Source organism: Streptomyces sp. NPDC032822 (genome assembly GCF_055578825.1).
Genome location: NZ_JBVIOL010000002.1, coordinates 612,169 through 635,804, shown reverse-complemented (window position 1 = coordinate 635,804; position 23,636 = coordinate 612,169). Strand labels below are relative to the sequence as shown.

General features: G+C 70.8%; 19 protein-coding genes. 7 read left to right on the top strand and 12 right to left on the bottom strand.

The window, feature by feature from the left end; genetic code table 11:
- Positions 1-51: 51 nt before the first annotated feature.
- Positions 52-1,002 (top strand): helix-turn-helix domain-containing protein, encoded by a 951-nt coding sequence (locus tag ACZ5VD_RS08490; protein ID WP_468551268.1) that lies wholly within the window; start codon positions 52-54, stop codon positions 1,000-1,002.
- A gap of 318 nt (positions 1,003-1,320) precedes the next feature.
- On the opposite strand, the gene ACZ5VD_RS08485 is transcribed toward ACZ5VD_RS08490, so the two are convergent.
- From ACZ5VD_RS08485 to ACZ5VD_RS08465, 5 genes are all read right to left on the bottom strand, one after another.
- A complete protein-coding gene (locus tag ACZ5VD_RS08485) occupies positions 1,321-1,881 on the bottom strand; it encodes a peptidoglycan-binding domain-containing protein (RefSeq protein WP_468551269.1) in 561 nt (186 codons plus the stop codon).
- A 193-nt stretch (positions 1,882-2,074) separates the two neighbouring features.
- The gene (locus ACZ5VD_RS08480; protein ID WP_468551270.1) at positions 2,075-3,472 is read right to left on the bottom strand and encodes a glycoside hydrolase family 16 protein; all 1,398 of its coding nucleotides are present in this window, start codon (positions 3,470-3,472) and stop codon (positions 2,075-2,077) included.
- 184 nt (positions 3,473-3,656) lie between these two features.
- A complete protein-coding gene (locus ACZ5VD_RS08475; protein WP_468681535.1) occupies positions 3,657-4,907 on the bottom strand; it encodes a L,D-transpeptidase in 1,251 nt (416 codons plus the stop codon).
- A gap of 227 nt (positions 4,908-5,134) precedes the next feature.
- Positions 5,135-5,893 (bottom strand): IclR family transcriptional regulator, encoded by a 759-nt coding sequence (locus tag ACZ5VD_RS08470; protein ID WP_468551272.1) that lies wholly within the window; start codon positions 5,891-5,893, stop codon positions 5,135-5,137.
- Between the two features lie 81 nt (positions 5,894-5,974).
- Positions 5,975-6,400 (bottom strand): MarR family winged helix-turn-helix transcriptional regulator, encoded by a 426-nt coding sequence (locus ACZ5VD_RS08465; protein ID WP_468551397.1) that lies wholly within the window; start codon positions 6,398-6,400, stop codon positions 5,975-5,977.
- A 275-nt stretch (positions 6,401-6,675) separates the two neighbouring features.
- On the opposite strand from ACZ5VD_RS08465, the gene ACZ5VD_RS08460 reads away from it, so the two are divergent.
- The 4 genes from ACZ5VD_RS08460 to ACZ5VD_RS08445 are packed head-to-tail and all read left to right on the top strand — an operon-like array spanning position 6,676 to position 10,473.
- A complete protein-coding gene (locus ACZ5VD_RS08460; RefSeq protein ID WP_468681533.1) occupies positions 6,676-7,593 on the top strand; it encodes an SDR family NAD(P)-dependent oxidoreductase in 918 nt (305 codons plus the stop codon).
- A gap of 2 nt (positions 7,594-7,595) precedes the next feature.
- On the top strand, positions 7,596-8,480 hold the full coding sequence (locus ACZ5VD_RS08455; RefSeq protein WP_468681531.1) for an amidohydrolase family protein: 885 nt from the start codon (positions 7,596-7,598) through the stop codon (positions 8,478-8,480).
- Positions 8,481-8,491: 11 nt separating this feature from the next.
- On the top strand, positions 8,492-10,003 hold the full coding sequence (gene menE, locus ACZ5VD_RS08450; protein WP_468551275.1) for an o-succinylbenzoate--CoA ligase: 1,512 nt from the start codon (positions 8,492-8,494) through the stop codon (positions 10,001-10,003).
- Positions 10,004-10,017: 14 nt separating this feature from the next.
- On the top strand, positions 10,018-10,473 hold the full coding sequence (locus ACZ5VD_RS08445; RefSeq protein ID WP_468681529.1) for a MaoC family dehydratase: 456 nt from the start codon (positions 10,018-10,020) through the stop codon (positions 10,471-10,473).
- Between the two features lie 114 nt (positions 10,474-10,587).
- Here ACZ5VD_RS08445 and ACZ5VD_RS08440 read toward each other — a convergent pair whose 3' ends face one another.
- The 7 genes from ACZ5VD_RS08440 to ACZ5VD_RS08410 form a co-directional block, all read right to left on the bottom strand.
- A complete protein-coding gene (locus ACZ5VD_RS08440; RefSeq protein WP_468681527.1) occupies positions 10,588-12,261 on the bottom strand; it encodes a PHP domain-containing protein in 1,674 nt (557 codons plus the stop codon).
- A gap of 35 nt (positions 12,262-12,296) precedes the next feature.
- Positions 12,297-14,123 carry a LamG-like jellyroll fold domain-containing protein gene (locus tag ACZ5VD_RS08435; protein ID WP_468681525.1) on the bottom strand — a complete coding sequence of 609 codons (1,827 nt, stop codon included), beginning with the start codon at positions 14,121-14,123 and terminating at the stop codon, positions 12,297-12,299.
- 55 nt (positions 14,124-14,178) lie between these two features.
- The gene (locus tag ACZ5VD_RS08430; RefSeq protein WP_468681524.1) at positions 14,179-17,121 is read right to left on the bottom strand and encodes a glycoside hydrolase family 2 TIM barrel-domain containing protein; all 2,943 of its coding nucleotides are present in this window, start codon (positions 17,119-17,121) and stop codon (positions 14,179-14,181) included.
- Positions 17,118-17,981, bottom strand: a complete 864-nt coding sequence (locus tag ACZ5VD_RS08425) for a carbohydrate ABC transporter permease (RefSeq protein ID WP_468551286.1) — start codon at positions 17,979-17,981, stop codon at positions 17,118-17,120. The genes ACZ5VD_RS08430 and ACZ5VD_RS08425 overlap by 4 nt, the downstream gene beginning before the upstream one ends.
- A gap of 15 nt (positions 17,982-17,996) precedes the next feature.
- Complete coding sequence (locus tag ACZ5VD_RS08420) at positions 17,997-18,959, bottom strand: carbohydrate ABC transporter permease (RefSeq protein ID WP_468551287.1); 963 nt, start codon at positions 18,957-18,959, stop codon at positions 17,997-17,999.
- The gene (locus ACZ5VD_RS08415) at positions 18,959-20,245 is read right to left on the bottom strand and encodes an ABC transporter substrate-binding protein (protein ID WP_468551288.1); all 1,287 of its coding nucleotides are present in this window, start codon (positions 20,243-20,245) and stop codon (positions 18,959-18,961) included. The genes ACZ5VD_RS08420 and ACZ5VD_RS08415 overlap by 1 nt, the downstream gene beginning before the upstream one ends.
- A gap of 75 nt (positions 20,246-20,320) precedes the next feature.
- Positions 20,321-21,370 carry a carbohydrate kinase family protein gene (locus ACZ5VD_RS08410; RefSeq protein ID WP_468681522.1) on the bottom strand — a complete coding sequence of 350 codons (1,050 nt, stop codon included), beginning with the start codon at positions 21,368-21,370 and terminating at the stop codon, positions 20,321-20,323.
- A 127-nt stretch (positions 21,371-21,497) separates the two neighbouring features.
- Between ACZ5VD_RS08410 and ACZ5VD_RS08405 the strand changes: the two genes are divergently transcribed.
- Positions 21,498-22,292, top strand: a complete 795-nt coding sequence (locus tag ACZ5VD_RS08405; RefSeq protein WP_468681520.1) for a DeoR/GlpR family DNA-binding transcription regulator — start codon at positions 21,498-21,500, stop codon at positions 22,290-22,292.
- Positions 22,289-23,626 (top strand): 6-phospho-beta-glucosidase, encoded by a 1,338-nt coding sequence (locus ACZ5VD_RS08400; RefSeq protein WP_468551291.1) that lies wholly within the window; start codon positions 22,289-22,291, stop codon positions 23,624-23,626. Before ACZ5VD_RS08405 ends, ACZ5VD_RS08400 begins: the two co-directional genes overlap by 4 nt.
- Positions 23,627-23,636: the final 10 nt, after the last annotated feature.

Below are 23,636 nucleotides of genomic sequence, written 5' to 3'. Positions count from 1 at the left end.
TGTGGTGAAAGTGGGACACGGACGGCTGGACCGAGGCGGCACGAGAAGGACATGGCGGACAGAACCATCCAAGGCGGCGACGGTGACGGTGGCATGGACGGGATCAGAACGTTTCCCTTCCCGGTCGAGCTGAGCGTCGGCGGTGTCGGCATGCAGGTCGGCCCCATGGGTACCGGCCGCACCTGGCACGCGGAGGCACCGCTGGAGCGCGTGCACCGCATCGACTTCCACGTCGTGATGCTCTTCGGCGACGGTCGTGGTGGGGGCGTCGGTCGTGGTGGCGACGGCGACGGGGGCGGTCCCGTCCGCCACATGATCGACTTCGACGAGTACGAGGCGAGGCCCGGTGACCTGCTGTGGATCCGCCCGGGCCAGGTCCACCGCTTCTCACCGACCAGCGAGTACCGCGGGACCGTCCTGACCATGCAGCCCGGTTTCCTGCCCCGCGCCACCGTCGAGGCCACCGGCCTCTACCGCTACGACCTGCCGCCCCTGCTGCGCCCCGACGAACCCCGGCTCGACGCACTCCGGTCCGCCCTCGCCCAACTGCAACGCGAGTACGAGGACGCCGGGACCCTCCCCCTCAGTCTGCACACCGCGGTACTGCGCCACACGCTCAGCGCGTTCCTGCTGCGCCTGGCCCACCTCGCGGCGAGTTCCGCGGAGGCGCTGCGACGGCAGTCCGACACCACCTTCACCCTCTTCCGGGACGCCGTGGAGCGGGGCTTCGCCACCAACCACAGCGTCAGCGCCTACGCCGACACCCTCGGCTACTCCCGGCGCACCCTCGTCCGCGCGGTCCGCGCCGCCACCGGCCAGACCCCCAAGGGCTTCATCGACCGACGCGTGATCCTGGAGGCGAAACGCCTCCTCGCCCACACCGACATGCCGATCGGCCGGGTCGGAGCGGCGGTCGGTTTCCCCGACGCGGCGAACTTCTCCAAGTTCTTCCAGCAGCACACGGAGGTGACTCCGGCGGGATTCCGGGCGGAGCTGCGGTGACGGCGGCCCGGGGCCGGTCGGGGCGAGCGAGGGACCGGCGGGTGGCGCCGGGCCGCCGAGCCGGTCGCCGCACCCGAGCGGTCACCTCTCCCGCATCCACGGCGGCGCTCCCCTGGACACGCGACGGCGCCGCCGGTCTCCGTGAGGGAGAGCGGCGGCGCTTCGCGTGTCCCGCCGGAGCGAGGGCTGAGGAGACCTCGGGGACCGCGGGCTTCGCCCACAAGGTGGGCGCCGGGGTGGTTTCACCCACCGCCGGGCGTTCCGGGGCGTGCTGACGCCGAGTCTCACCGTGTCGCGGTCGGCCTCGGCGTGCCGGTGTCAGCCGCAGCTGCGGAAGTTGTACGAGGCGTACCGGATCGTGGTCCCGTTGTCGTTCGAAGAGCCCTCGTAGAAGCCGTAGTTTCCGGAGCTGGTCCGGTTGATGTAGAAGTGGTGCGTCGGCCCGTCGTAGTGCATCCACAGGTTGCCCGAGGTGCTGCCCGAGTAGTGCACGAGCCGCCTGCCGTCGAGGTAGCCGAAGGTGTCCGGCCCGACGATGCCGTCGACGTCCTCCAGGTTCCAGCGTCGCTGCAGGTCCATCGTCGCGTGCCGGGTGTTCGGCCCGAAGTCGCCGTCGATGTCCGCGGCGTCGAAGTCGGAGCCGTTCTGCTCGTTGGCCCCCTCCGCCCAGAGGATCTGCTGCCACAGGCAGGTGGCGTTGGAACGGGTGTTGCTGCTCGTGGAGAGCGGGCCCTCGTCACCCCAGTCGTTGGTGAATTCGCCGCCTCCGCTGACATAACCGTTCGAGACGCTCGCCGATGCCGGGGACGCGCTCAACCCCACCATGGCCGCCGTGGCGGCGCCGATCGTCGCCGCGACCACTCGCTTACGAAAAGACATGGTTCCCCCTGGAGACTCGGTGGCGGGTCCAGCGCCCCAAGTCTCGGAGCACGTCGGGCGGGAGGGAACCTGAAACCTTTCAGGGTTGCGTGACCCTCCGGCGAAGACCATGAGCTCACGACGGATGTCCGCGACGACGCGTGCGGGGTCCGGGAGGGACCCCGCACGAGCGGGGCCCCTCGCGGAGAGGGCGTCAATGCCCGAAGTTGAACCAGTTCACGTTCACGAAGTCGGCCGGCTGGCCGCTGGTGAACGTCAGATACACGTCGTGCGTGCCCGTCACCGAGCTGATGTTCGCCGGGACCGTCCGCCAGGACTGCCAACCGCCCGTGTTGGCGAGGGAGAAGGTGCCGACGGGAGCGGCGGTACGGCTGTCGAGGCGGACCTCGACGAGGCCGCTGACGCCGGTCGCCGCCCCGCTGGCCACGCGGGCGACGAACTGGGTGGCCGCGGAGGAACCGAACTTGACGCCCCGGTACAGGGCCCAGTCGCCGTTGGCGAGGGAGCCGATGTTCTGGCCGGCGCCGGTGTCCGAGGTGGTCTCGGTACTGGAGCCGGACTGGCTGTCGTAGGACTCGGCCTGGATGGCGGCGTAGGCGTCGCGGTTGCCGGTCGGTGGGGGAGTGGTGGTGCCGCCGGTGGCCGACAGGACCTGGACGTAGTCGACGGTCATCGGCACGCCGGAGCGGGTGTCGGCGTCCAGTCCGCCGCCGAACGCGTCGGGGAAGCCGCCGCCCATCGCCACGTTCAGGATGATGAAGAAGCCGTGGTTGGTGGCGTTGGACCAGGTCGTCGCGTCGACCTGGTTGGCGGTGACGGTGTGGAAGTTGACACCGTCGACGGAGTAACGGATCGCCTCGGGGCTCACCGAGCGGTCCCACTCCATGGTGTAGGTGTGGAAGCCGGCCTGGCAGGTCGTGCCCGGACACGAGGTCGAACCGCCCAGGCCCGTCGTCTCGTTGCACGGGCCGCCCGGGCTGGTGCCGCAGTGCATGGTGGCCCACACGGTGTTGAGGCCCTGGACGTTCTCCATGATGTCCAGCTCGCCGACGCTCGGCCAGTTCTGGTAGTTGCCCCGGTAGGGCGCGCCCAGCATCCAGAACGCGGGCCAGTAGCCCTCGGCCGCGGTGCCGGTGACGTTGGGCATCTGGATCCGGGCCTCGACGCGCAGTTTGCCGCCCGACGGGGGCTGGAAGTCGGTGCGGTTGGTCTCGATGCGGCCCGAGGTCCAGTTGCCGGCCGCGTTGCGCAGCGGGGTGATGCGCAGGTTGCCGTTGCCGTCGAGTGAGACGTTGCTGGTGCTGTTGGTCATCGTCTCGACCTCGCCGGTGCCCCAGTTGGCAGGGCCGCCGGGATACGAGGTCCCGGTCGCGTACTGCCAGTTGGCGGTGGAGACGCCGGTGCCCGCGGCACCGGTGAAGTCGTCGAGGAAGACCTGCGACCAGCCCGCCGGGGGCGTGGGCGCGGAGGCGTTCGCGGACGGTGAGGCGACCGTGGCGGCAGCCGCCGCGAGGCCCAGGGTGCTGATGACGGCGACGAGCGCCCGCCGCAACGGGCGCCGTCTGCGGGGTATGCCGGAGGTTCCACTCATGAGGGGGTGCTGCCTCTCGGGTACGGAGTGAGGTGCGCGGGTGCCTTCGACGGCGTCCTCGGAACTGGCTGAGAGCGCTCTCAAAGTGGGCCCAATGTGCTCTCGGGCACTCCGGTCGTCAAGAGGTGTAGCAGTGAAAGTCCTTCTGCCCCGGGTGAGTTAACCCGATGAAGGCGCGAATGTGCTAAAGGGCACTGCCCGCCTTCCAGTCCGCCCAGGACAGGTTCCATCCGTTGAGTCCGTTGGCCGGATCGACGGTGTCCTCGCCGGAGTTCTTCACGACGACGACGTCCCCGAGCATCGAGCTCCGGTAGAACGTGTAGCCGTCGACCGAGGTGTCGTTCGCACCCTTGGCGTCGTGCAGGCCCACGCAGCCGTGACTGGTGTTCTGGCTGCCGAACACCGAGGTGGACGCCCAGTAGTTGCCGTGGATGAAGGTCCCGGAGGTGGTGAGCCGTTGGGCGTGCGGGACGTCGGAGATGTCGTACTCGTCGCCCAGGCCCACGGTCGAGGACTCCATGCGGGTCTGCTTGAACCGTTCGCTGATCACCATGATCCCGGACCAGGTGGTGTGTTCGGCGTCGCCGCCGGAGACCGGATAGGTGGCGGTGGTCGCGCCGTTCCGCCGGACGGTCATCCGCTTCGTCGCGAGGTCGACCGTGCTGATCTGCTCGCGGCCGATGTGGAAGGTGACGTCCTTCGACTGTGTGCCGTAGACGCCGTCCGCTGCCTCGACGTCCTTCAGCCGCAGAGCGAGCGTGATCGTGGTGCCGGCCGCCCAGTACGTCTTGGGCCGGAAGTCGAGTCGGGTGTCGCTGAACCAGTGGCCGACGACCTCGACGGCGGGCTCGGCCGTGACCGTGATCGCCTTCTCGACGGCGGCCCGGTCCGTCACCGCGTGCGTGAAGTCGACCGACACGGGCATGCCGACGCCGGACGTCGAGTTCGCCTCGGGGGTGAAGTAGCCGACGAAGGTCTCCCCGGGCGACCTCGTGGTGAACGTCGTGCTCTCCTCGGCGCCGTCCTCCGCCTCCGCGGTGACCTCGTACCTGGTGCCCGAGGAGGGGTTCTTGGCGGAGGTCCACCGGGTGCGGGCGTCGTTGAAGGAGCCGCTCAGCGTGGAGCCGTCGTCGCCGGTGACCTTCACGGAGGTGAGCGTGCCGTCGGTGACGGTGACCTCGACGGGGCTGGTGAACCCGGCCTTCCCGGTGCCGTCGGCGGGGGTGACGGCGATGCTCGCCTTCGCCGTGGCGGCCTGGGCGGACGTCGTCGCCCCGCCGCCCGCCGCGGCCCCCTTCGACGCGTGCGCCGATCCGCCGCCGCACCCCGTGAGCACGGCGGCGGCGGGTATCGCGCCGAGCGCACCGAGCAGCCCGCGCCGGGACCACCCCTGCGGCTGTCGCTCGGACCGGTTCGATAGGTGCGGGACGCCCACGGCACGCCTTCCTGAGATATCCGTCTTGGCGTGTGCATCGTGCGCCCCGTATCTGGGGTGATCCTTTGAAAGCCGGGGTCGCCGTCTGAGATTCCGGTGAGGAGAGTCGGTGTGAGGGCGCCGCGTCGCCGGGCGCGGCTTCCCAGGGGTGGGCGTGGGCACGCCGGGGCGCTGGAGGACGGCGGCGACCTGGTCGCCCGAGCCCTGCCGACAGAGGGCCCCACCGTCTACGCCCGGCTCTCCTCCGGCTGCCATCCCAGTGCCCGTGAGATCCCCCGGGCCGCCAGCCGTACCGCCGGAATGAGCGCCGGTACCTGGGCACCGTGCTCGGGGACGACGACCGAGACGGCCGCGATCAGGGTGCCGTCCGGTCCGCGTACGGGGGCGGCGACGGAGAGGGCGTCCTCGGTGATCTGACGGTCGCTCACCGCGACGCCCGAGCGGCGTATCTCGGCGAGGGTCCGGCGCAGGCGGCTCGGGTCGGTGATGGTGTGCGGGGTGTAGGAGGCCAATGGGCGGGCGCAGTACTCCTGTTGGAGCTCGGGGTCGCCGTACGCCAGCAGAGCGAGCCCGACACCTGTGACGTGCAGCGGCCAGCGGGCGCCGACGCGGATGTGGACGCCGACCGCCGAACGCCCGGAGATCCACTCGATGTAGACCACCTCGGAGCCGTCGCGGACCGCCAACTGCACGTTCTCGTGGGTGGCTTCGTACAGGTCCTCCAGGTACGGCAGCGCGACCTGCCGCAGGGCGAGGGCGCGGGGTGCGAGCGCCGCGACCTCCCACAGGCGCAGTCCGACGTGGTACGTGCCGGACTCGTCGCGTTCCAGCGCGCCCCAGTCGGTGAGGGCGCCGGCGAGGCGGTGCGCGGTGGTGAGGGTCAGCCCGGCCCGTCGGCTGATGTCCGTGAGGCTGAGCGCCGGGTGGGCGTGGTCGAACGCGGCGAGGACGGACAGCAGCCGGTCGGGTGCGGAGCGGGTGGTCATGGCCGGACACCTCCCGGATGGGCCAGGTCGTGGGGGCGGTGCGGGGCGGCGCCGCCGCGGACGTCCGTCGTCGGTGCCGCGTCAGGCGAGCCGGTCCTCCGCGAGTCGCAGCAGCAGGGCGTGCAGGGTGTCGCGCTCGGCCGGGTCGAGCGGGCCCAGCAGTTCGTTGGTCACCCTCAGACCCGCCTCGTCGGTGTCGCGCAGGAAATCGCGGCCGGCCTCGGTGAGGACGACGATGCGGCTGCGGCGGTCGTCGGGGGAGGGGCGCCGCTCGGCGAAGCCCAGCTTCTCCAGGTCGTCGACCAGGCCGACGATGGCGCTCGGGTCGTAGCCGAGCGTGGTGCTCAGTTCGCGCTGGAGCGCACCGCCGGAGGTGGCGAGGAGGCGGAGCAGCGCGTAGTGGCGCAGGCGCAGGCCGGACTCCTGGAGGAAGCCGTTGAAGAGCTGCCCGGAGCGCAGGCCCAGCCGGTACAGGAGGTAGCCGGTGTCCGCGTGCAGGCCGCGCATCCACGGCTCGTCGGCGTCGATCGGGGCGGGGCCTGCGGCGGGGTCGGTGGCGTGGGGCTGGCGGGCGATGGCGGGCTCCCTGGGAGAGGCCCCGGGCGGGGCGGTCCGGTGTGCTGAGCGGTCGGGGGGACGTGGCCGTGCTGGTGTCACGTACCAGTCTGACGCACTGGACGGACAGCAACAACTATTGACGTCACCAATTATTGCTCTTAGCTTCGATCTGGGCGCCGCGCTGGTGCGGCCGCCTCATCCGTGTCACGTGAAGGGACCCGCCCGTGCCCAGCATCGATCTCACCGGCAAGGCCGCCGTCGTCACCGGCAGCGGCCGGGGCCTCGGCCTCGCCTACGCGCACGTCCTGGCCGCCCACGGCGCCCGCGTGGTCGTCAACGACGTCGACGAGGCCGTGGCCGAGCAGGCCGTGAAGTCCATCACCGAGGCGGGCGGCACCGCCGTCGCCGAGGTGGTCCCGGTCGGGACGTCCGAGGCCGCCGACCGGCTGGTGAACCGGGCCGTCGAGGAGTTCGGCCGGCTCGACGTGCTGGTCACCAACGCGGGCATCCTGCGGGACAAGGTCCTGTGGAAGATGACCGACGAGGACTTCGACGCGGTGATCACCACCCACCTCAAGGGCACCTTCACCTGCGCCCGGGCCGCCGCCGTGCGGATGCGCGAGCAGGGCGAGGGCGGCTCCCTGATCCTGGTCGGCTCCCCGGCCGGACAGCGCGGCAACTTCGGGCAGACGAACTACGCCGCCGCCAAAGCCGGCATCGCCGCGTTCGCCCGCACCTGGTCGATGGAGCTGGGCCGCGCCGGCATCACCGTCAACGCGATCGTGCCGGTCGCGGCGACCGCGATGACGGAGACCATCCCCGCCTTCGCCCCCTACATCGAGGCCCTGAGGAACGGCGAACCCTTCCCGGACTTCCTGCGCAAGGGTGAGGGCTTCGGCACCCCCGAGGACTGCGCGGCCCTGGTGGCCTTCCTCGCCTCCGAGGCGGCCCGGGGCGTCACCGGCCAGGCCATCGGCATCGGCGGCGACAAGGTGGCACTCTGGTCGCATCCGCAGGAGATCCGCGCCGCCTACGCCGACGGTGGCTGGACGCCCCAGACCCTGGCCGACGTGTGGCCCACCTCGGTCGGCGCCGAACTCCAGACGGTCGGCATCCCGGCGCCCGAGTTCCCGGAGGCGTGACCATGACGATCCCCCACGTCGAGGACCTCGTCGCGATCGACGTCCACACCCACGCGGAGGTCTCCTCCAAGGGGCACTCCTCCTTGGACGACGACCTGCACGACGCGTCCTCCGCCTACTTCAAGGTCGAGGGCAAGCGGAAGCCGACTCTTCAGGAGACGGCCGCCTACTACCGGGAACGCAGGATGGCCGCCGTGATCTTCACGGTGGACGCCGAGTCCGCGACCGGCACGGCCCCCGTCCCCAACGAGGAGGTCGCCGAGGCCGCCGCCGCCAACGCCGACGTCCTCATCCCCTTCGCCTCCATCGACCCCTTCCGGGGCAAGGCGGGGGTCAAGCAGGCCCGTCGCCTGGTCGAGGAGTACGGGGTGAAGGGCTTCAAGTTCCACCCCAGCATCCAGGGCTTCTTCCCCAACGACCGCTCGGTGGCGTACGACCTCTACGAGGTGATCGAGGAGACGGGCACCATCGCCCTCTTCCACACGGGTCAGACGGGCATCGGCGCCGGGGTCCCCGGCGGGGGCGGCATCCGCCTCAAGTACTCGAACCCGCTGCACGTGGACGACGTGGCCGCCGACTTCCCGCACCTGAAGATCATCCTGGCGCACCCGTCCTTCCCTTGGCAGGACGAGGCACTCGCCGTCGCCACGCACAAGCCCGGCGTGCACATCGACCTGTCCGGCTGGTCGCCGAAGTACTTCCCGCCGCAACTGGTGCAGTACGCCAACACCCTGCTCAAGGACAAGGTCCTCTTCGGCTCCGACTTCCCCGTCCTCACCCCGGACCGCTGGCTCGCCGACTTCGAGAAGCTGCCGATCAAGGACGAGGTCAGGCCGAAGATCCTCAAGGAGAACGCCGCCCGCCTGCTCGGGCTGACGAAACCGTAAGGGGCGTCGAGATGCGCAATGAGGGACTGGGGTCGTGGCCCGCACGCCGGGCCCGCAAGACCCCGCACCGCACGGCCCTGGTCCACGGTGAGCAGTCTACGGACTACCGCACCCTGCACACCCGCACCACCCGCCTCGCGCACGCCCTGCGCACCCGGGGCGTCCGGCGCGGCGACCGCGTCGCCTACCTCGGCCCCAACCACCCCTCCTACCTGGAGACCCTGTTCGCGGCGGGCACCCTCGGCGCGGTCTTCGTCCCCCTCAACACCCGCCTCGCCGGCCCGGAGATCGCCTACCAGCTGGCGGACTCCGGGGCCAGGGCGCTCGTCTACGGCCCGTCGTTCCAGGGCCTGGTCGCGGGACTGCCGGGCAGCACCGATGTGCGGGCGTACGTCGAGGTCGGCGCCGAGTATGAGGAAGCGCTGGCCTCGGCCGCCTCCGAGCCGATCGACGAGCCGGTCGGCGCCGACGACACCTGCATCATCATGTACACCTCGGGCACGACCGGCCGTCCCAAGGGCGCGATGCTCACCCACGGCAACCTCACCTGGAACGCGATCAACGTCCTCGTCGACACCGATCTGATCGCCGACGAACGCGCCCTGGTCTCCGCCCCGTTGTTCCACACGGCCGGCCTGAACATGCTCACCCTGCCGGTCCTCCTCAAGGGCGGCACCTGCGTCCTGGTGGAGGCATTCGACCCGGACGCCACCTTCGACCTGGTCGCACGGCACCGGATCACCTTCATGTTCGGTGTGCCCACGATGTTCGACCAGATCGCCCGGCATCCGCGCTGGAAGGACGCCGACCTGTCGTCGCTGCGCATCCTCACCTGCGGCGGCTCCCCGGTGTCGTCCCCGCTGATCGCCGCCTACCAGGAGCGCGGCCTGACCTTCCTCCAGGGCTACGGCATGACCGAGGCCGCCCCCGGGACACTGTTCCTGGACGCCGAACACGCCCTCGACAAGGCCGGATCGGCCGGCGTGCAGCACTTCTTCAGCGACGTACGGGTGGTACGGCCGGACCTGGCGCCCGTCGACGTCGACGAGACCGGCGAGATCGTGGTCCGCGGGCCGCACGTCATGCCCGGCTACTGGGGGCTGCCCGAGGAGACCGCCGCCTCCTTCACGGACGGCTGGTTCCGCAGCGGGGACGCCGCCCGGGTCGACGAGGACGGCTACGTCTTCATCGTCGACCGCATCAAGGACATGATCATCTCCGGTGGGGAGAACATCTACCCCGCCGAGATCGAGGACCTGCTCCTCACCCACCCCGACATCGTCGAGTGCGCCGTGATCGGTGTGCCGGACGACAAGTGGGGCGAGGTGCCGCGCGCGGTCGTCGTCCCCCGCGAGGGCGCCTCGCCGGACCCCGACGAGATCCTGGCCTCGCTCGCCGGCCGGCTCGCCAAGTACAAGATCCCCAAGTCGGTCGTCCTCGCCGACGAACTCCCGCGCACCGCCTCCGGGAAGCTCCTCAAGTCCCGGGTCCGCAAGCGCTTCGGAAGCCATCAACTCCCTTAAGGAACAGATCACTTATGAGCATCACCGTCAACGGCCTCGACGAACTGAAGAAGCTCTCCGGCAGCGACCTCGGCACCAGCGAGTGGATCGAGGTGACGCAGGAACGCATCGACACCTTCGCCGACGCGACCGGCGACCACCAGTGGATCCACGTGGACCCGGAGAAGGCCGCCGCGGGCCCGTTCGGTGCCCCCATCGCGCACGGCTACCTCACCCTGTCCCTCTTCATCCCCCTGTTCACGGAGCTGTTGGACGTCCAGGGCGTCACCACGAAGGTCAACTACGGCCTGAACAAGGTGCGTTTCCCCTCCCCGGTCAAGGTGGGCTCGCGCATCCGGCTGGTGGCCAGGCTCGCCGAGGTCGAGGAGGTGCCGGGCGGCGTGCAGATCGCCGTCGACGGGACGATCGAGATCGAGGGCGGCGCCAAGCCGGCGGCTGTGCTGCAGAGCCTTTCGCGGTTCTACGCCTAGCCCGCACGCCCGGCGGGATCCCCTCCCGCGGCCGGCCCGGTGCCCCACCGAGTGTGAGGGCACCGAGCGGGAAAGCGTCTGATCAGCAGCCCGCAGCCACAAGGTGACGCTTCGTCAGGCCCCCGCCACGTCCACGAAGACGGGGTTGGAGTAGAACCAGGTGTCGGCCCACGGGTCACCGTCCCCGGGCGCGTGCGGGATCGGCCCGTGCGGGTCGACGGACGCGCCCAGGTAACCGGTGCCGTGACGCTTGCCGTCGCTGCCGCGCAGCCGGACGTAGAAGGACTCGTCCCCCGCGGTCAGCGGGACGCGCAGGGTGTACGTCCCCTTGCGTCCGGCCACGTCCTTCGACCGGACGACCCGGGTGTCCGGCGCCCGCCAGGTGTCGCGGTCGCCCACCGGGCCGCGCACCGCACCCCGGATCACGTCCACGTGGGCCAACTCCGGGACGACTCCCTGGGAGTTGGGACGGGAGGCCGTCGTCACGGTGATGTCGAGGGTGAGCCGCTCGCCCTTGCGGACCCGCAGCCGGCCGCCGAGGGTGACGCCCCGGCCGTGGTCGCGCTCGCGCCGCAGCCGGACGTCGAGGCCGTCGAGCAGATGCCCGTGGTCGACCCAGACCCGGCCCGCGCGCATGCCCTCCATCACCGCGCGGTAGCCGTAGCGGGTGACGCCGACGTGGGTGCGGCTGAACTGGCCCGGCCAGAAGTCGCTGCCCGGCTGCGCGGTGTCCGTGTTCACGGGGTCGGGCAGCTTGCCGGTGTCGTCGAAGTTCTGCCCGGCCGGCCAGTCGCCGTTCTTCCAGGTGTCGAAGACGGTCCGGTGGTTGTCGGAGTTCGTGGTGATCGAGAACAGCCTGCCCTCGGCCAGCATCGAGTCCCACAGCCCGCCGACCGTCGCGGTCGCCCAGTCGAAGCCGCCGTAGGTGAGATAGGCGTCCGCCGGATAGCCCGCCCAGGACTGGGCCGAGGGCTTGTTCTCGTACTCGCCGCGGATCGACGTGGGGCCACGCCAGCCGGGGATGGCCGCGCCCTGGGCGCCGGGCGCGCCCTCCATGCCGATCATGATCTCGGGGGCCGCGTCACGCCAGTTGCGCATCTCGTGCGGGGAGTCGATGCCCAGGCGCAGCGGGTGGTTGGCGAGGACGAGGACGTCGTCGACGTAGCCGGTGCGGCGCTGCTCGGCCAGCCACCTGACGGCCTTGACGGCGTGCGCCTCGTTGCGGGCGGTGTCCGCGTCGGCGGCGCCGCCCTTGTCGTAGCCGAGCAGCTTGCCGTCGTAGGCCAGCTCGAACCGCGTGAGCAGGTCCACCTCGTGGGGGCCGGGCGCGGCGAACACCGTGCAGTGCTCGGCGGCCGGGATGTACCACTCCAGGCCCTGGAAGATCAGCTGGCGCGGGTTCTCGGCGCGGGCCTTGAGGATCTCCTTGTGCTCCTTGGCGGCGCCGTAGGAGGCGTGCCCGAAGTTGGAGTGCTCGTTGAAGACCATCCAGTCCAGGCCGTACCTGGCGGCGGCCCGGGCCTGCTGGGAGAACGTGTACTTGGCGTCGTGGCTGTAGACGCTGTGGACGTGGTGGTCGCCGACGAGATAGGCGAGGCGCGGGTCGTCGCCGCCGAGGCCGGGGCCGCGGCCGGTCGCCGCCGCGGGCACGGCGGTGGAGCCGAGGGCGAACGCGGCGCCGAACAGCCCCGCGCGGCGCAGGAGTCCGCGCCGGGAGACGCCCTGCGCGTCGAGATCGGTGGGGGAGACGGACGGATCGGCCCAGGAGGGCAGTTGCTGCTCGGACATCGTGATCCTCGAAGACGTCAGCGGGTCGTGCAGGGTCAGTGGTTCATGAACGAGGTGACGGGCAGCGGCCGTTCGACGATCCGGATGTCGCCGAGCCGGCCGTGGAAGATCTGGTCGATCTTTCCGCCGTACTCGTAGCCGCCCAGCAGCCACGGCAGTCCGACCGAGGTGATGCCGACGGCGGGCGCCTTGGGGTTGCGGACCGCCGGGCAGCCCTGGACGTACAGCGTGGTGTGCCTGCCGTCGTTGACGAGGGCGAGATGCCACCAGGTCTCCAGGGGGGTCTCCTGGGCCCAGTTGGTGGCGATGCCCTGCTGGTTGAGCGGTCGCATGGCCCACTGGGGTTCCCGGTCGTTCGACAGGGACAGGGTGGCGAGCGGCTCGTCGGGGTCGTCGCCGGTCTTCCCGGCGGCGCCGCCGGTGCCCGTCCGGCTGACCAGGCCCGACCAGGCGTTGTGGTCGGGGTCCCAGTCGGCCGGGAGACGGTAGAAGGCCTCGATGGTGTAACCGGACCTGAACGTGGCCGAGTTGAGGGGAGCGCCGTCGACCGTGCGCAGATAGGCGCCCTTGAGCGGCGACTTGAAGCCGGTGAACTCCAGGCTGCCGTGGCCGGGTTGGTCGGGGTGGTGGTCCGGGGACCAGCCCAGGGTGCCGCCGCCCACGGTGACGAGGGTGAGGTCGTTGCCCCGGCCCGAGAGATCGCGGACGGTGCCGGACACCGCCGAGTCGAAGCGCCAGTACGCCACCGTGCCCGGGACGACGACCTTCGCGGCGGGCCGCGCGGGACGTGCCGGCACCGGGTCGAAGCCGGCGAAGCGGGCCGCGAAGTCGATGTCCACCGAGAACCGGTCGGCCGCGCCGCTGAGTTCGATCTCCTGCCGCTCCAGCTCGTTGAGCCCCTTCGCGGCCCGGCCCAGGATCCACGGGGAGACGGTCTCCACGTCGATGGTGTTCCGGTCGAGGTCGAAGCGGTAGAGGCGGATCATGGCCGCGCCGCCGAAGTACCGGTTCTGATAGTTCGTCAGATGCAGGTGGACGTCATGCCCCGCCGCGTTCTTGCGGGTCGCCCGGCCGGCCGGCCAGTAGTGCCCGTTGAGGGTGAGGAAGATCTGGTCGTGGTCGTCGATCAGCCGGTCCCACAGCTGCTGCCCGTACTCCGACAACGTGTCGTCCCCGACGACCAGTTCGTGCGTGGTGAGGACGACCGGCGTCTTCGGATGCGCGGCCAGCACCTTCTTCGCCCAGGCGTAGCCCTTGTCCGACAGCCGCCAGTCCAGCGCCAGCACCAGCCACTGTCGGCCCGCGGCCCGGAAGAGGTGGTAGGTGTGGTAGCCGTCCGGGGAGGCGCCGCCGAAGGTCCGCTTCCCCTTGAACCGGGACGGTCCGAAGGTGTCCAGGTACGGTGTCGCCCCGCGCTGGTCGTCGGTCGAGGACTTCACGTCGTGGTTGCCGGCCAGGACGCTGTAGCCCACACCCCGCCGGTCCAGCAGCCGGAACGCCTCGCCGATCCCGGCGAACTCGGCCGCCGCGCCGTTCTGCGTGAGGTCGCCCAGGTGCGACAGGAAGACGATGTTCTCCTCCCTGCCGTGCTCCAGGAGGTAGCGCAGCGAGGCCTCGACGGGCGCTCTGTCGATGCTCGGCCCGTCGAAGAGGTACTGCGTGTCGGGCATGACGGCCAGCGTGAAACGACGGCTGTCGGCGTCGGGGCGCCAGGCGGAGGGCGTCGCCTCGGCGGAGGCGGCGGGCAGCGCCACCGAGGCTGTCGCGGCGGCGCCGAACAGTGCCGTGGCCCGCAGGAAACTGCGTCGCCCGGCACCGGCCTGCGCGGCCTCGCACGGTTCTTGGGCATGCGAAGTACACACGTGTGCTCCGTAGGAAGCTCGGGTGAGAGGGAGGTCGGCTGTCGGGACAGGTGGTTCAGGCGGTTCGGAGAGCGCGCAGCGTCCAGCTCCAGCGGTGGACGCCCGCGGGGACGAGGTACGACGGTGAGGTGTCGGGGCCGCACGAGGCGGTGCCCAGTCCGCGGTGGGCGGCGTCCAGATGGACCACGCACCCCGCCCGCGGCACGAGTGCGTCATGGTGGGTGACGGCCGTCAGGTCCTCGGCGCGATAGCGGGTCACGGAGACCTGCCGCGGCTCGTCCAGCACGACCGTGAGACCGGTGGCGTCCGGCGCCGACAGGGTGAACCGCCGTACGCCCTGCCGGCCGCCGCTCTCCTGCGGACGCAGATACGGGGTGAACAACGCGTCCACGGGGACGGAGTGGTGGCCGACCGGCGCACCGCAGGCGCGGTCCGGATACGACTCCCATGGGCCCTGCCCGTACCAGTCCATCAGGTCCAGGCCCGGCACCGTCTCGAAGACGGAGCCGACCCGCGCCACATCGGTGAGCCCGTCGGGCAGGTCGGCGCGCTCCTCGATGTGGACGCCGCCCTCGACCGGGGTGAACACCTGCACATGGCGGACGACGCCCGCCTCCGCCGCGTACTCGGCGCGCACGGAGACCTGCCCCGTGCTCCGGTGCACGTCGACGACCTTGCGCACCAGCGTGTCCAGGCCCCAGGTCCGCCAGCGCAGCGCCATCCCGCCGAGCTCGTCGTTGTCGGTGGGCGCCCGCCACAGGGACAGGACGGGCGCGGCGGTGAGCAGCGGATGGACCAGCAGCCCCTCGCCGTCGACCTCGACCTCGACCGAACGGTTCCCTACCGCCGGGAGCGGTCGCTCGGCGGCCGTGGCCGCGCGCAGCCGCACCTGCGGCAGACACACCACCGTCCCGCGCGGCGCCCACGGCTCGTCGTCGGCGGTCGTCACCCGCAGCGTCAGCCAGGCCTCGCCGCCGCCGTCCGGCAGCTCGAACGGCAGCGGCACCGCCGCCGTCTCACCGGGACGCAGAGCGGGCAGCTCGGCGGGCGCGGTGAGCGTGCCGCCGTCGGCGAGGGCCAGCTCCCACTCGGCGGACAGCCAGTCCAGGCCGCGGAAGTGCTGGTGGTTGCCGACGACGATGCCCTCGTGCCGGAGGCACTCCAGCCGCACCGGCGCCGCGATCTCCCGGTGCTCGTACATCACGGGCTTGGGCGTACGGTCCGGGAAGACCACGCCGTCCGCGATGAACGCGCCGTCGTGGATCGTCTCGCCGAAGTCGCCGCCGTACGCCCAGCGGTGGCCGGGCGCGGCCACGCCGTTGTCGTGGAGTCCGGCGCCCCCTCGCCCGACCGGTCTTCCGTCGTTCACACGTTGCAGGATGCCGTGGTCCCAGAACTCCCAGATGAAGCCGCCCTGAAGACCCGGGGTGGACTCGATGGCCGCCCAGTGGTCCGCGAGCGTGCCGTTGCTGTTGCCCATGGCGTGCGAGTACTCGCACTGGATCAGCGGCTTGGTCTGCTCGCCGGACAGCGCGTGGGCCACGCACTCCTCCAGCGGCGCGTACATCGGGCAGGCGATGTCGGAGGCGACCGAGGGGTCCGCCCAGCCGAGCTTGGCGGCGCCCTCGTACTGGAGGGGCCGGGTCGGGTCGTGCCGGCGCAGCCAGCCCGCCGCCGCGTCGTGGTTGGCGCCGTAGTCGGACTCGTTGCCCAGCGACCAGACGATGACCGAGGGGTGGTTCTTGTCGCGCAGCACCATCCGGGAGACCCGGTCCACGAAGGCGTTGAGGTAGCGCGGGTCGTCGGCGGTCTCGTGCGCGTGGTCGTGGGACTCGATGTCCGCCTCGTCCACGACGTAGAGACCGAGCTCGTCGGCGAGGTCGTACAGCGCGGGGTCGCCCGGGTAGTGCGAGGTGCGGATCGCGTTGAAGCCGAACCGTTTCAGCAGGACCAGGTCCGCGCGCAGGTCGTCGCCGGACACCGTGCGCCCGGTCAGCGGGTGGAAGTCGTGGTGGTTGACGCCCCGGACGAACACGCGCTCGCCGTTGACCAGCAGGTCCCGGCCGGCGATCTCGACGTCCCGGAAGCCGATCCGCTGCCGTGCGGCGTCGGCGACCGTGCCGTCGGCGCGGTGCAGCCGCACGGTCAGGTCGTACAGCTCGGGTGTCTCCGCGTTCCAGGTGCGCACGTCCGTGACCGTGGTCAGCAGCCGTACCTCGCCCAGGAAGTCGGAGACCCGCTCGTCGTCGGCGTTGGCCCGGTCGAACCCGGTGTCCTGGGTGAGGAGGTGACCGTCCAGCTCGCCGCTGACGTACCAGCCCTCGGGGAGGGCGCCCCCGGCGTCCCGCACCAGGCAGTCCACCCGGAGGTCGCCGTACCGCCCGGCCCGCACGGTCACGTCGGCCAGTCGCAGCGGATCCGTCGCGTACAGCAGCACCGAGCGGGTGATGCCGCCGTGCCACCACTGGTCCTGGTCCTCGATGTGCGAGGCGTCCGACCACTTCACGACCGTCAGCCGTACGACGGCCCGCTCGCCCGCGCGCACCACGTCCGTCAGATCGAACTCGGCGGCCAGGTGGGAGTCCTTGGAGACACCGACCGGCCGCCCGCCCACGTGCACGAGGAGCACGCTCTCGGCGGCCCCCACCTGGAGCACGATCCGCCGGCCGGCCCACGCGGCGGGCACGTCCACGGCCCGCTCGTACACCCCCGTCGGATTGTCGGCGGGCGACAGCGGCGGGAACTCCGCGAACGGCATCCGGACGTTGGTGTACTGCGGGAGGTCGTCGGTGTCCTGCATGGTCCAGGCACCGGGCACGTACGCCGAGGACCACGTGTCGGTGACCGGGGCGTCCGGCGCGGGCAGCAGCTGGAAGCGCCAGTCTCCGTCCAGCTTCAGGGCGCCCGTGCGACGGTCGACGGCGTTCATCGGCAGCCGCCGCCACGAGGTCACCTCGGGTGCCTCCCAGGGGCGCAGGGCCACCAGGGGGTCGCTCACTTGACGGCCCCCTTGGCGAGGTCGCCGATGATCTGGCGGGCACCGATCGCGAACACGATCAGCAGCGGGACGAGGGCGAGCAGCGCGCCGGTCATGACCATTCCGTAGTCGGTGGTGCCGTGGGTGCCGTTCAGCTGGGACAGCGCGACCTGGAGGGTGACGTTGTCCGGGTTGGTGAGGGCGATCAGGGGCCAGGCGTAGTCGTTCCACTGGCCCATGAAGGTGAAGATGCCGAGGAAGGCGAGGCCCGGCCGGACCACCGGGAGGGCCACGTGCCAGTACTGGCGGAGGAAGTTCGCCCCGTCGATCCGAGAGGCGTCCAGCAGTTCGTCGGGGATCGCGCTCCGCATGTACTGGCGCATCCAGAAGATGCCGAACGCGTTGGCCGCCGCCGGCACGATCAGTGCCGTCATCGAGCCGATCCAGCCGATCTTCGCCATCATCACGAACTGCGGGATGATCGCCATCTGCGTCGGCACCATGAAGATCATCATCAGTACGGCGAACAGCGCCCGGCGGCCGGGGAAGGCGAACTTGGCGAAGACGAAGGCGGCCAGCGAGTCGAAGAACAGGACCAGGAAGGTCACCGCCCCCGCCACCAGCAGCGAGTTGACCATCGAACCGAAGAAGTCGATGGTGTCGAAGAGGCTGCGGACGTTCTCCAGGAAGTGCGAGCCGGGCAGCAGCTTGGGCGGGTAGGAGAAGATCTCGGTCGACGTGTGCGTCGACATGATGATGGCCCAGTAGAACGGGAAGGCCGACAGCAGCAGCCCGACGACCAGGACCGCGTGCAGTGCGACGCCCCGGCGCCGGGAACCCTGGACGCCCTCGGGGCGCCGTGTGCCTTGGACGGATGCCATGGTGTTCAGGCCTCCCTAGTCTTCGCCCCGGCGCTTGACCAGCCGCCAGTTGATGATCGAGAAGATGACGACGACGAGGAAGATGCCCCACGCCACGGCCGCGCCGTAGCCGAAGTCGTTGTTGTCGAAGGTCTGCTGGAAGAAGTAGAGGACCATCGTGCGGCCCGCGTGGTCCGGGCCGCCGGAGAACGTCGAGTCGTTCGAGGTGTTCTGCAGCAGCACCTGGGCCTCGGTGAAGCTCTGCAGGCCGGTGACCGTCGAGACCACGAGCACGAACAGCAGCGTCGGCCGCAGCAGCGGCAGCGTGATCCGGAAGAAGGTCTGCAGGGGCCCGGCGCCGTCCATGCGGGCCGCCTCGTACAGCTCGCCCGGGACGGTCTGCAGTCCGGCGAGGAAGATGATCGCGTTGTAGCCGGTCCACTGCCAGGTCATCAGCGTCGCGATGGCGACCTTGATGCCCCACGGCGTGTTCAGCCAGGCCACCTGGTCGATGCCCAGTGCCTGCAGAAGAGCGTTGACCAGACCGAAGTTGGTGGAGAAGACCGAGCCGAAGACGATCGCGATGGCCACCACCGAGGTGACGTTCGGCAGGAAGTAGGCGAACCGGTAGACGTTCTTGAAGCGGACCGCCGAGTTGAGCATCACGGCCGTGACCATCGCCAGGAAGATCATGGGGAAGGTGGCCAGAGCCCAGATGACGAGCGTGTTGCCGATCGAGCTCCAGAAGTCGCTGTCGCTCAGCAGGTACCGGTACTGCGACAGGCCGGCCCACTCCATCGGGCCGAGGCCGTCCCAGCGGTGGAAGGACAGATAGAGCGAGAAGCCGACGGGAACCAGCCCGAAGGCGAGGAACAGCAGATAGAACGGGGAGATCGCGGCGTACAGGTGCCAGTACTTGCGGAACCCCTTCCGGGGCCCCGTGGTGGGCGCCGCGGCGAGGACCGCCGGTGGTTTCTCCAGGGTGGGGACGGTGGCCATCAGTAGCTCACCCCCAGGTGCTTCGCGATCCGCCGGCACTTGCCCATGGCGTCACTCCAGGCCTTCTCCGGGTCCTTGCCGAGGACGCCGACGTTCTTGATCTCGTCCTTGATGGGCTGCCCGAGCGCCACGTCGAACGGGCTGTTGTAGGCGACCACGATCTTCTGCGCGGCCGGACCGAAGACGTCCGTCGTCACCTGGCCGCCGAAGAAGGGGTCGGGCTCGCGCAGTTGCTTCAGGTCGTAGGAGGCGGGAGTGGAGGGGAAGAGCCCCGCGTCGACGTAACCGGAGGCCTGGTTGGTCGCGTCGAGCATCCAGGCGATCATCGCGAAGGCCTGCTCGGGCTCCCGGCACGCCTTGGTGATCGACAGGAACGAGCCGCCGTTGTTGGAGGGCCGCACCGGCATGTCGGCGATCCGCCACTTGCCCTTGGTCTTCGGGTTGCCGTTCTTGATGTCGTACGTCGCCCAGGACGCGCCGAGCTGGCTGGGCAGCTTGCCGGAGTCCACCGCCGAGATCTGGTCCGGGGTGCCGGTGACGAGGTTGGAGACGAGCCGGCGCCGCTTGGCCTCGACGGCCAGTGCCCAGGCGTTGCGGACGTGTTCCTGGTCGCCGATGAAGTGGCGGTCCTTGTCGACGTACCGCTTGCTGCCCTGCTGGACCACGTTCTCGAAGACGCTGGTGACGTCGGTGAGCAGCGAGGTCCCCGGAATCCGCTTCCGGAGTCGCTCGCCCGCCGCGAAGTAGTTCTCCCAGGTGTTCAACTCCTTGGACACGTCCGCCGGTTCGTACGGCAGCCCGGCCTTGCGGAACACCTCGTACTGGTAGAAGTGCGCGACCGGCCCGCAGTCGATCGGGAAGCCGACCATCGAGCCGTCGTCGGCGATACCCTGGTCCCACTTCCACGGCAGGTACCGGCTCCGGTACTTCTCCGCGCCGAGCGTCCTGAGGTCCACGAACTGGTCCGCGTTGGGCAGGTAGGACGCCATGTCCTCGCCCTTGAGGCCCGCGATGTCGGGTACGTGGGCGCGGCCGGCCAGCGTGGTGATCAGTTTGGAGCGGTAGTAGCCGCCGATCTTGATGGCCTGGAGATCGACGGAACCGTCGTAACGGGCCTTGGCCCTGTCGATGACCGTGTCGCCCAGGCCGCCGTCCCAGTACCACAGGACCATGTTCCGGCCGGTGGAGCCGGCCGGCACGGCACAGCCGGACGTCAGGCCGCCCAGGGCCGTGGCGGCCGTGCCGGCCAGTCCCGCGCGGAGGAGGCCTCTTCGTGAGAGCCGCACAGCTCCCACCGCCTTTCGGATCTGTTCAGTACTTCGCCTACGAAGGGGTTGTCGGGTCGTGCGCATACGGGGCAGTCAGTGCTGCCGTGCGGGGTCGGACGGGGGGACCGGTGCGTACGCGGGCGGGGTGACGGGGGCGTACCGGACGGGCGGGCCGGGATCCTCCGGCAGCCGCTCCGCCAGGAAGCCGTACGTCCGCCTGAGTTCGGGGTCGGTCAGGGAGCGCCACCAGCGGTCGACGCCGTACCAGCCGGGCGCCGCCAGCGCGCCCCCGTGGTGCCCCACGGACAGTCCGGCGGCCAGGACGGCGAACCGCAGCCGTTCCTCCAGCGGCCAGCCGCCGAGGGAGGCCGCGACGAAGCTCGCGCCGAAGACGTCGCCGGCGCCCGTCGCGTCCAGGACATCGATGTCCAGGGCCGGGACGTCGGCGTACTCGCCGGTCGTCTGGTCGACGGCGACCGCGCCGTCGCCGCCGCGGGTCACCACGGCGACCGGCACCAGTGCGGAGAGCGTGCCGAGGGCCGCGACCGCGCTGTCGGTGCGGGTGTAGGCCATCGCCTCGGTCTCGTTCGGGAGGAAGGCGTGGCACAGGGCGAGCTGGTCCAGGAGGTCGGCGGACCACTCCTGGGTGGGGTCCCAGCCGACGTCGGCGTAGATCTGCGTGCCGTTCGCGGCGGCCTTGGCGAGCCAGGCCCGCGGTTCGGCCTCCAGGTGGACGAGGGCCGTACGCGCCTCGGGCGGGTCGCCCATCAGCACGTCCTGCGAGAACGGCGGCTCCTGGCCGTGGGTGACCAGGGCCCGGTCGTGACCTTGCGCGAGTGCGACGGTGACCGGGGTGTGCCAGCCGTCCGCGACCCGGGAGAGCGCGAGGTCGACGCCCTCCTGCCCGGCCAGGACCTCCCGGCAGTACGCGCCGTAGAAGTCGTCGCCGAACACCGTGGCCAGGGACGTGCTCAGACCGAAGCGGGAGGCCGCCACGGCCAGGTTGGCGATGCCGCCGGGGCCGCAGCCCATGCCGGCCGTCCAGATCTCCTCGCCCGGTGTCGGCGGCCTGCCCAGACCCGTGAGGACGAGGTCGTAGAAGAGCAGCCCGGTCAGCAGCACCTGGGGCCGGTCGTCATCCACGCGCACATCCTCTCGTCAGAACTCTTCATTTCGGTGACCGGAATCGTGCGCCGCTCCGCGAGAATAATCAATACCCGAACAGAACTGAGCATAGAAATGATTGAAGATGACGAGTAGTGTTCACGTCGTGCTGGCAGAACGACGACATCAACTCATCCTGCGGGCCCTGCGCTCCGGCGGTCCCGCGGCCGTGACCGATCTCTCCGAGCAGCTGGGTGTGAGCCCCGCCACGGTCAGACGCGACCTGGTCAAACTTGAGGAGGACGGCCTGCTGACCCGGGTGCACGGCGGCGCCGTGGCCGACGAGGGCGATCAGCCCTTCGCCGAGGTCGCCGAGATGCGGGTGGCCGAGAAGGACGCCATAGCGGCACGCGCCGCCGCCATGGTCGCCGACGGACAGTCGGTGCTGCTCGACATCGGCACCACCGCCTACCGCCTGGCCCGCCAGCTGCACGGCCGCCGCCTCACGGTGATCACCAGCAACCTGGTGGTCTACGAGGAGCTCGCCGACGACGAGGGCATCGAGCTGGTCCTGCTGGGCGGCATGCTCCGCCGTGAGTACCGCTCCCTGGTCGGCTTCCTCACCGAGGACAACCTGCGCCAGCTGCACGCCGACTGGCTCTTCCTCGGCACCAGTGGAGTGCGCCCCGGTGGGCAGGTGATGGACACGACGGTCGTCGAGGTCCCGGTGAAACGGGCCATGATCAAGGCCAGTGGCAAGGTCGTCCTGCTCGCCGACTCGGCGAAGTTCCCCGGTACCGGCATGGCGAAGGTCTGCGGCCCCGAGGAACTGGACACGGTGGTGACGAACGCGCCGCTGAACACGGTGACGCGGGCCTCCTTCGAGGAGGCAGGCGTCGGCGTGCTGCTGGCGGGGCAACCAGGGGAACCGGGCACATCAGGGAAGGCGGGCGAAGCGTGAAGCTGACGATTCTGGGCGGCGGCGGCTTCCGGGTGCCCCTCGTGTACGGGGCGCTGCTGACGGACCGCGGCGAGGGGCGGGTCACGGAGGTCGTCCTGCACGACCTGGACGCCGGCCGGCTGTCCGCGGTCGCCCGGGTGCTGGACGAACAGGCCGCCGAGGTGCCGGACGCGCCCGAGGTGACCGCCACCACCGATCTCGACGAGGCCCTGCGCGGCGCCGACTTCGTCTTCTCCGCGATCCGGGTCGGTGGTCTGGAGGGCCGGGCCGCCGACGAGCGGGTGGCCCTGGACGAGGGCGTCCTCGGCCAGGAGACGGTCGGCGCCGGCGGCATCGCCTACGGCCTGCGGACGGTCCCCGTCGCCGTCGACATCGCCCGGCGGGTGGCCCGCCTGGCGCCCGACGCCTGGGTCATCAACTTCACCAACCCGGCCGGGCTGGTCACCGAGGCGATGTCGCGCCACCTCGGCAACCGGGTCATCGGCATCTGCGACTCGCCGGTGGGCCTCGGCCGCCGGATCGCCCGCGTGCTGGGCGCGAACCCCCGCGAGGCCTGGATCGACTACGTCGGTCTCAACCACCTCGGCTGGGTCCGCGGCCTGCATGTCGCCGGCCGCGACGAACTCCCGCGGCTGCTCGCCGACTCGGACCTGCTCGGCTCCTTCGAGGAGGGCAAGCTCTTCGGTGTGGACTGGCTGCGGTCGCTCGGGGCGATCCCCAACGAGTACCTGCACTACTACTACTTCAACCGGGAGGCCGTCCGCGCCTACCAGCAGGTCGAGAAGACCCGCGGCGCCTTCCTCGCCGACCAGCAGGCCCGGTTCTACGAGGAGGTCAAGCGGCCCGGCGCGGCGGCCCTCACCGCCTGGGACCGGACCCGCGCCGAGCGCGAGGCCACCTACATGTCCGAGAACCGCGAGACGGCGGGCGCCGGCGAGCGCGACGCGGACGACCTGTCCGGCGGCTACGAGAAGGTGGCCCTCGCCCTGATGCGGGCCATCGCCCGCGACGAGCGCACCACCCTGATCCTCAATGTGCGCAACCAGGGCACCCTCTCGGTGCTCGACGCGGACGCCGTCATCGAGGTGCCCTGCCTGGTCGACGCCAACGGCGCCCACCCGGTCTCCGTCGCCCCGCTGCCGGACCACGCCTCCGGGCTGGTCTGCTCGGTGAAGGCGGTCGAGCGCGAGGTGCTGGCCGCCGCCGAGTCCGGCTCCCGTACGACCGCGGTGAAGGCGTTCGCGCTGCACCCGCTGGTCGACTCCGTCCATGTGGCCCGACGCCTGGTGGAGGGCTACACGGCCGTGCACCCTGGTCTGGCGTACCTTGGGTAAGCGCTTTCCC

Bases quoted from the DNA above. Each gene is read 5' to 3' on its own strand.
- ACZ5VD_RS08455 (WP_468681531.1), top strand. From the start codon at position 7,596: ATGACGATCCCCCACGTCGAGGACCTCGTCGCGATCGACGTCCACACC.
- ACZ5VD_RS08490 (WP_468551268.1), top strand. From the start codon at position 52: ATGGCGGACAGAACCATCCAAGGCGGCGACGGTGACGGTGGCATGGAC.
- ACZ5VD_RS08485 (WP_468551269.1), bottom strand. From the start codon at position 1,881: ATGTCTTTTCGTAAGCGAGTGGTCGCGGCGACGATCGGCGCCGCCACG.
- ACZ5VD_RS08440 (WP_468681527.1), bottom strand. From the start codon at position 12,261: ATGTCCGAGCAGCAACTGCCCTCCTGGGCCGATCCGTCCGTCTCCCCC.
- ACZ5VD_RS08445 (WP_468681529.1), top strand. From the start codon at position 10,018: ATGAGCATCACCGTCAACGGCCTCGACGAACTGAAGAAGCTCTCCGGC.
- ACZ5VD_RS08480 (WP_468551270.1), bottom strand. From the start codon at position 3,472: ATGAGTGGAACCTCCGGCATACCCCGCAGACGGCGCCCGTTGCGGCGG.
- menE (WP_468551275.1), top strand. From the start codon at position 8,492: ATGCGCAATGAGGGACTGGGGTCGTGGCCCGCACGCCGGGCCCGCAAG.
- ACZ5VD_RS08470 (WP_468551272.1), bottom strand. From the start codon at position 5,893: ATGACCACCCGCTCCGCACCCGACCGGCTGCTGTCCGTCCTCGCCGCG.
- ACZ5VD_RS08425 (WP_468551286.1), bottom strand. From the start codon at position 17,981: ATGGCATCCGTCCAAGGCACACGGCGCCCCGAGGGCGTCCAGGGTTCC.
- ACZ5VD_RS08465 (WP_468551397.1), bottom strand. From the start codon at position 6,400: ATGCGCGGCCTGCACGCGGACACCGGCTACCTCCTGTACCGGCTGGGC.
- ACZ5VD_RS08420 (WP_468551287.1), bottom strand. From the start codon at position 18,959: ATGGCCACCGTCCCCACCCTGGAGAAACCACCGGCGGTCCTCGCCGCG.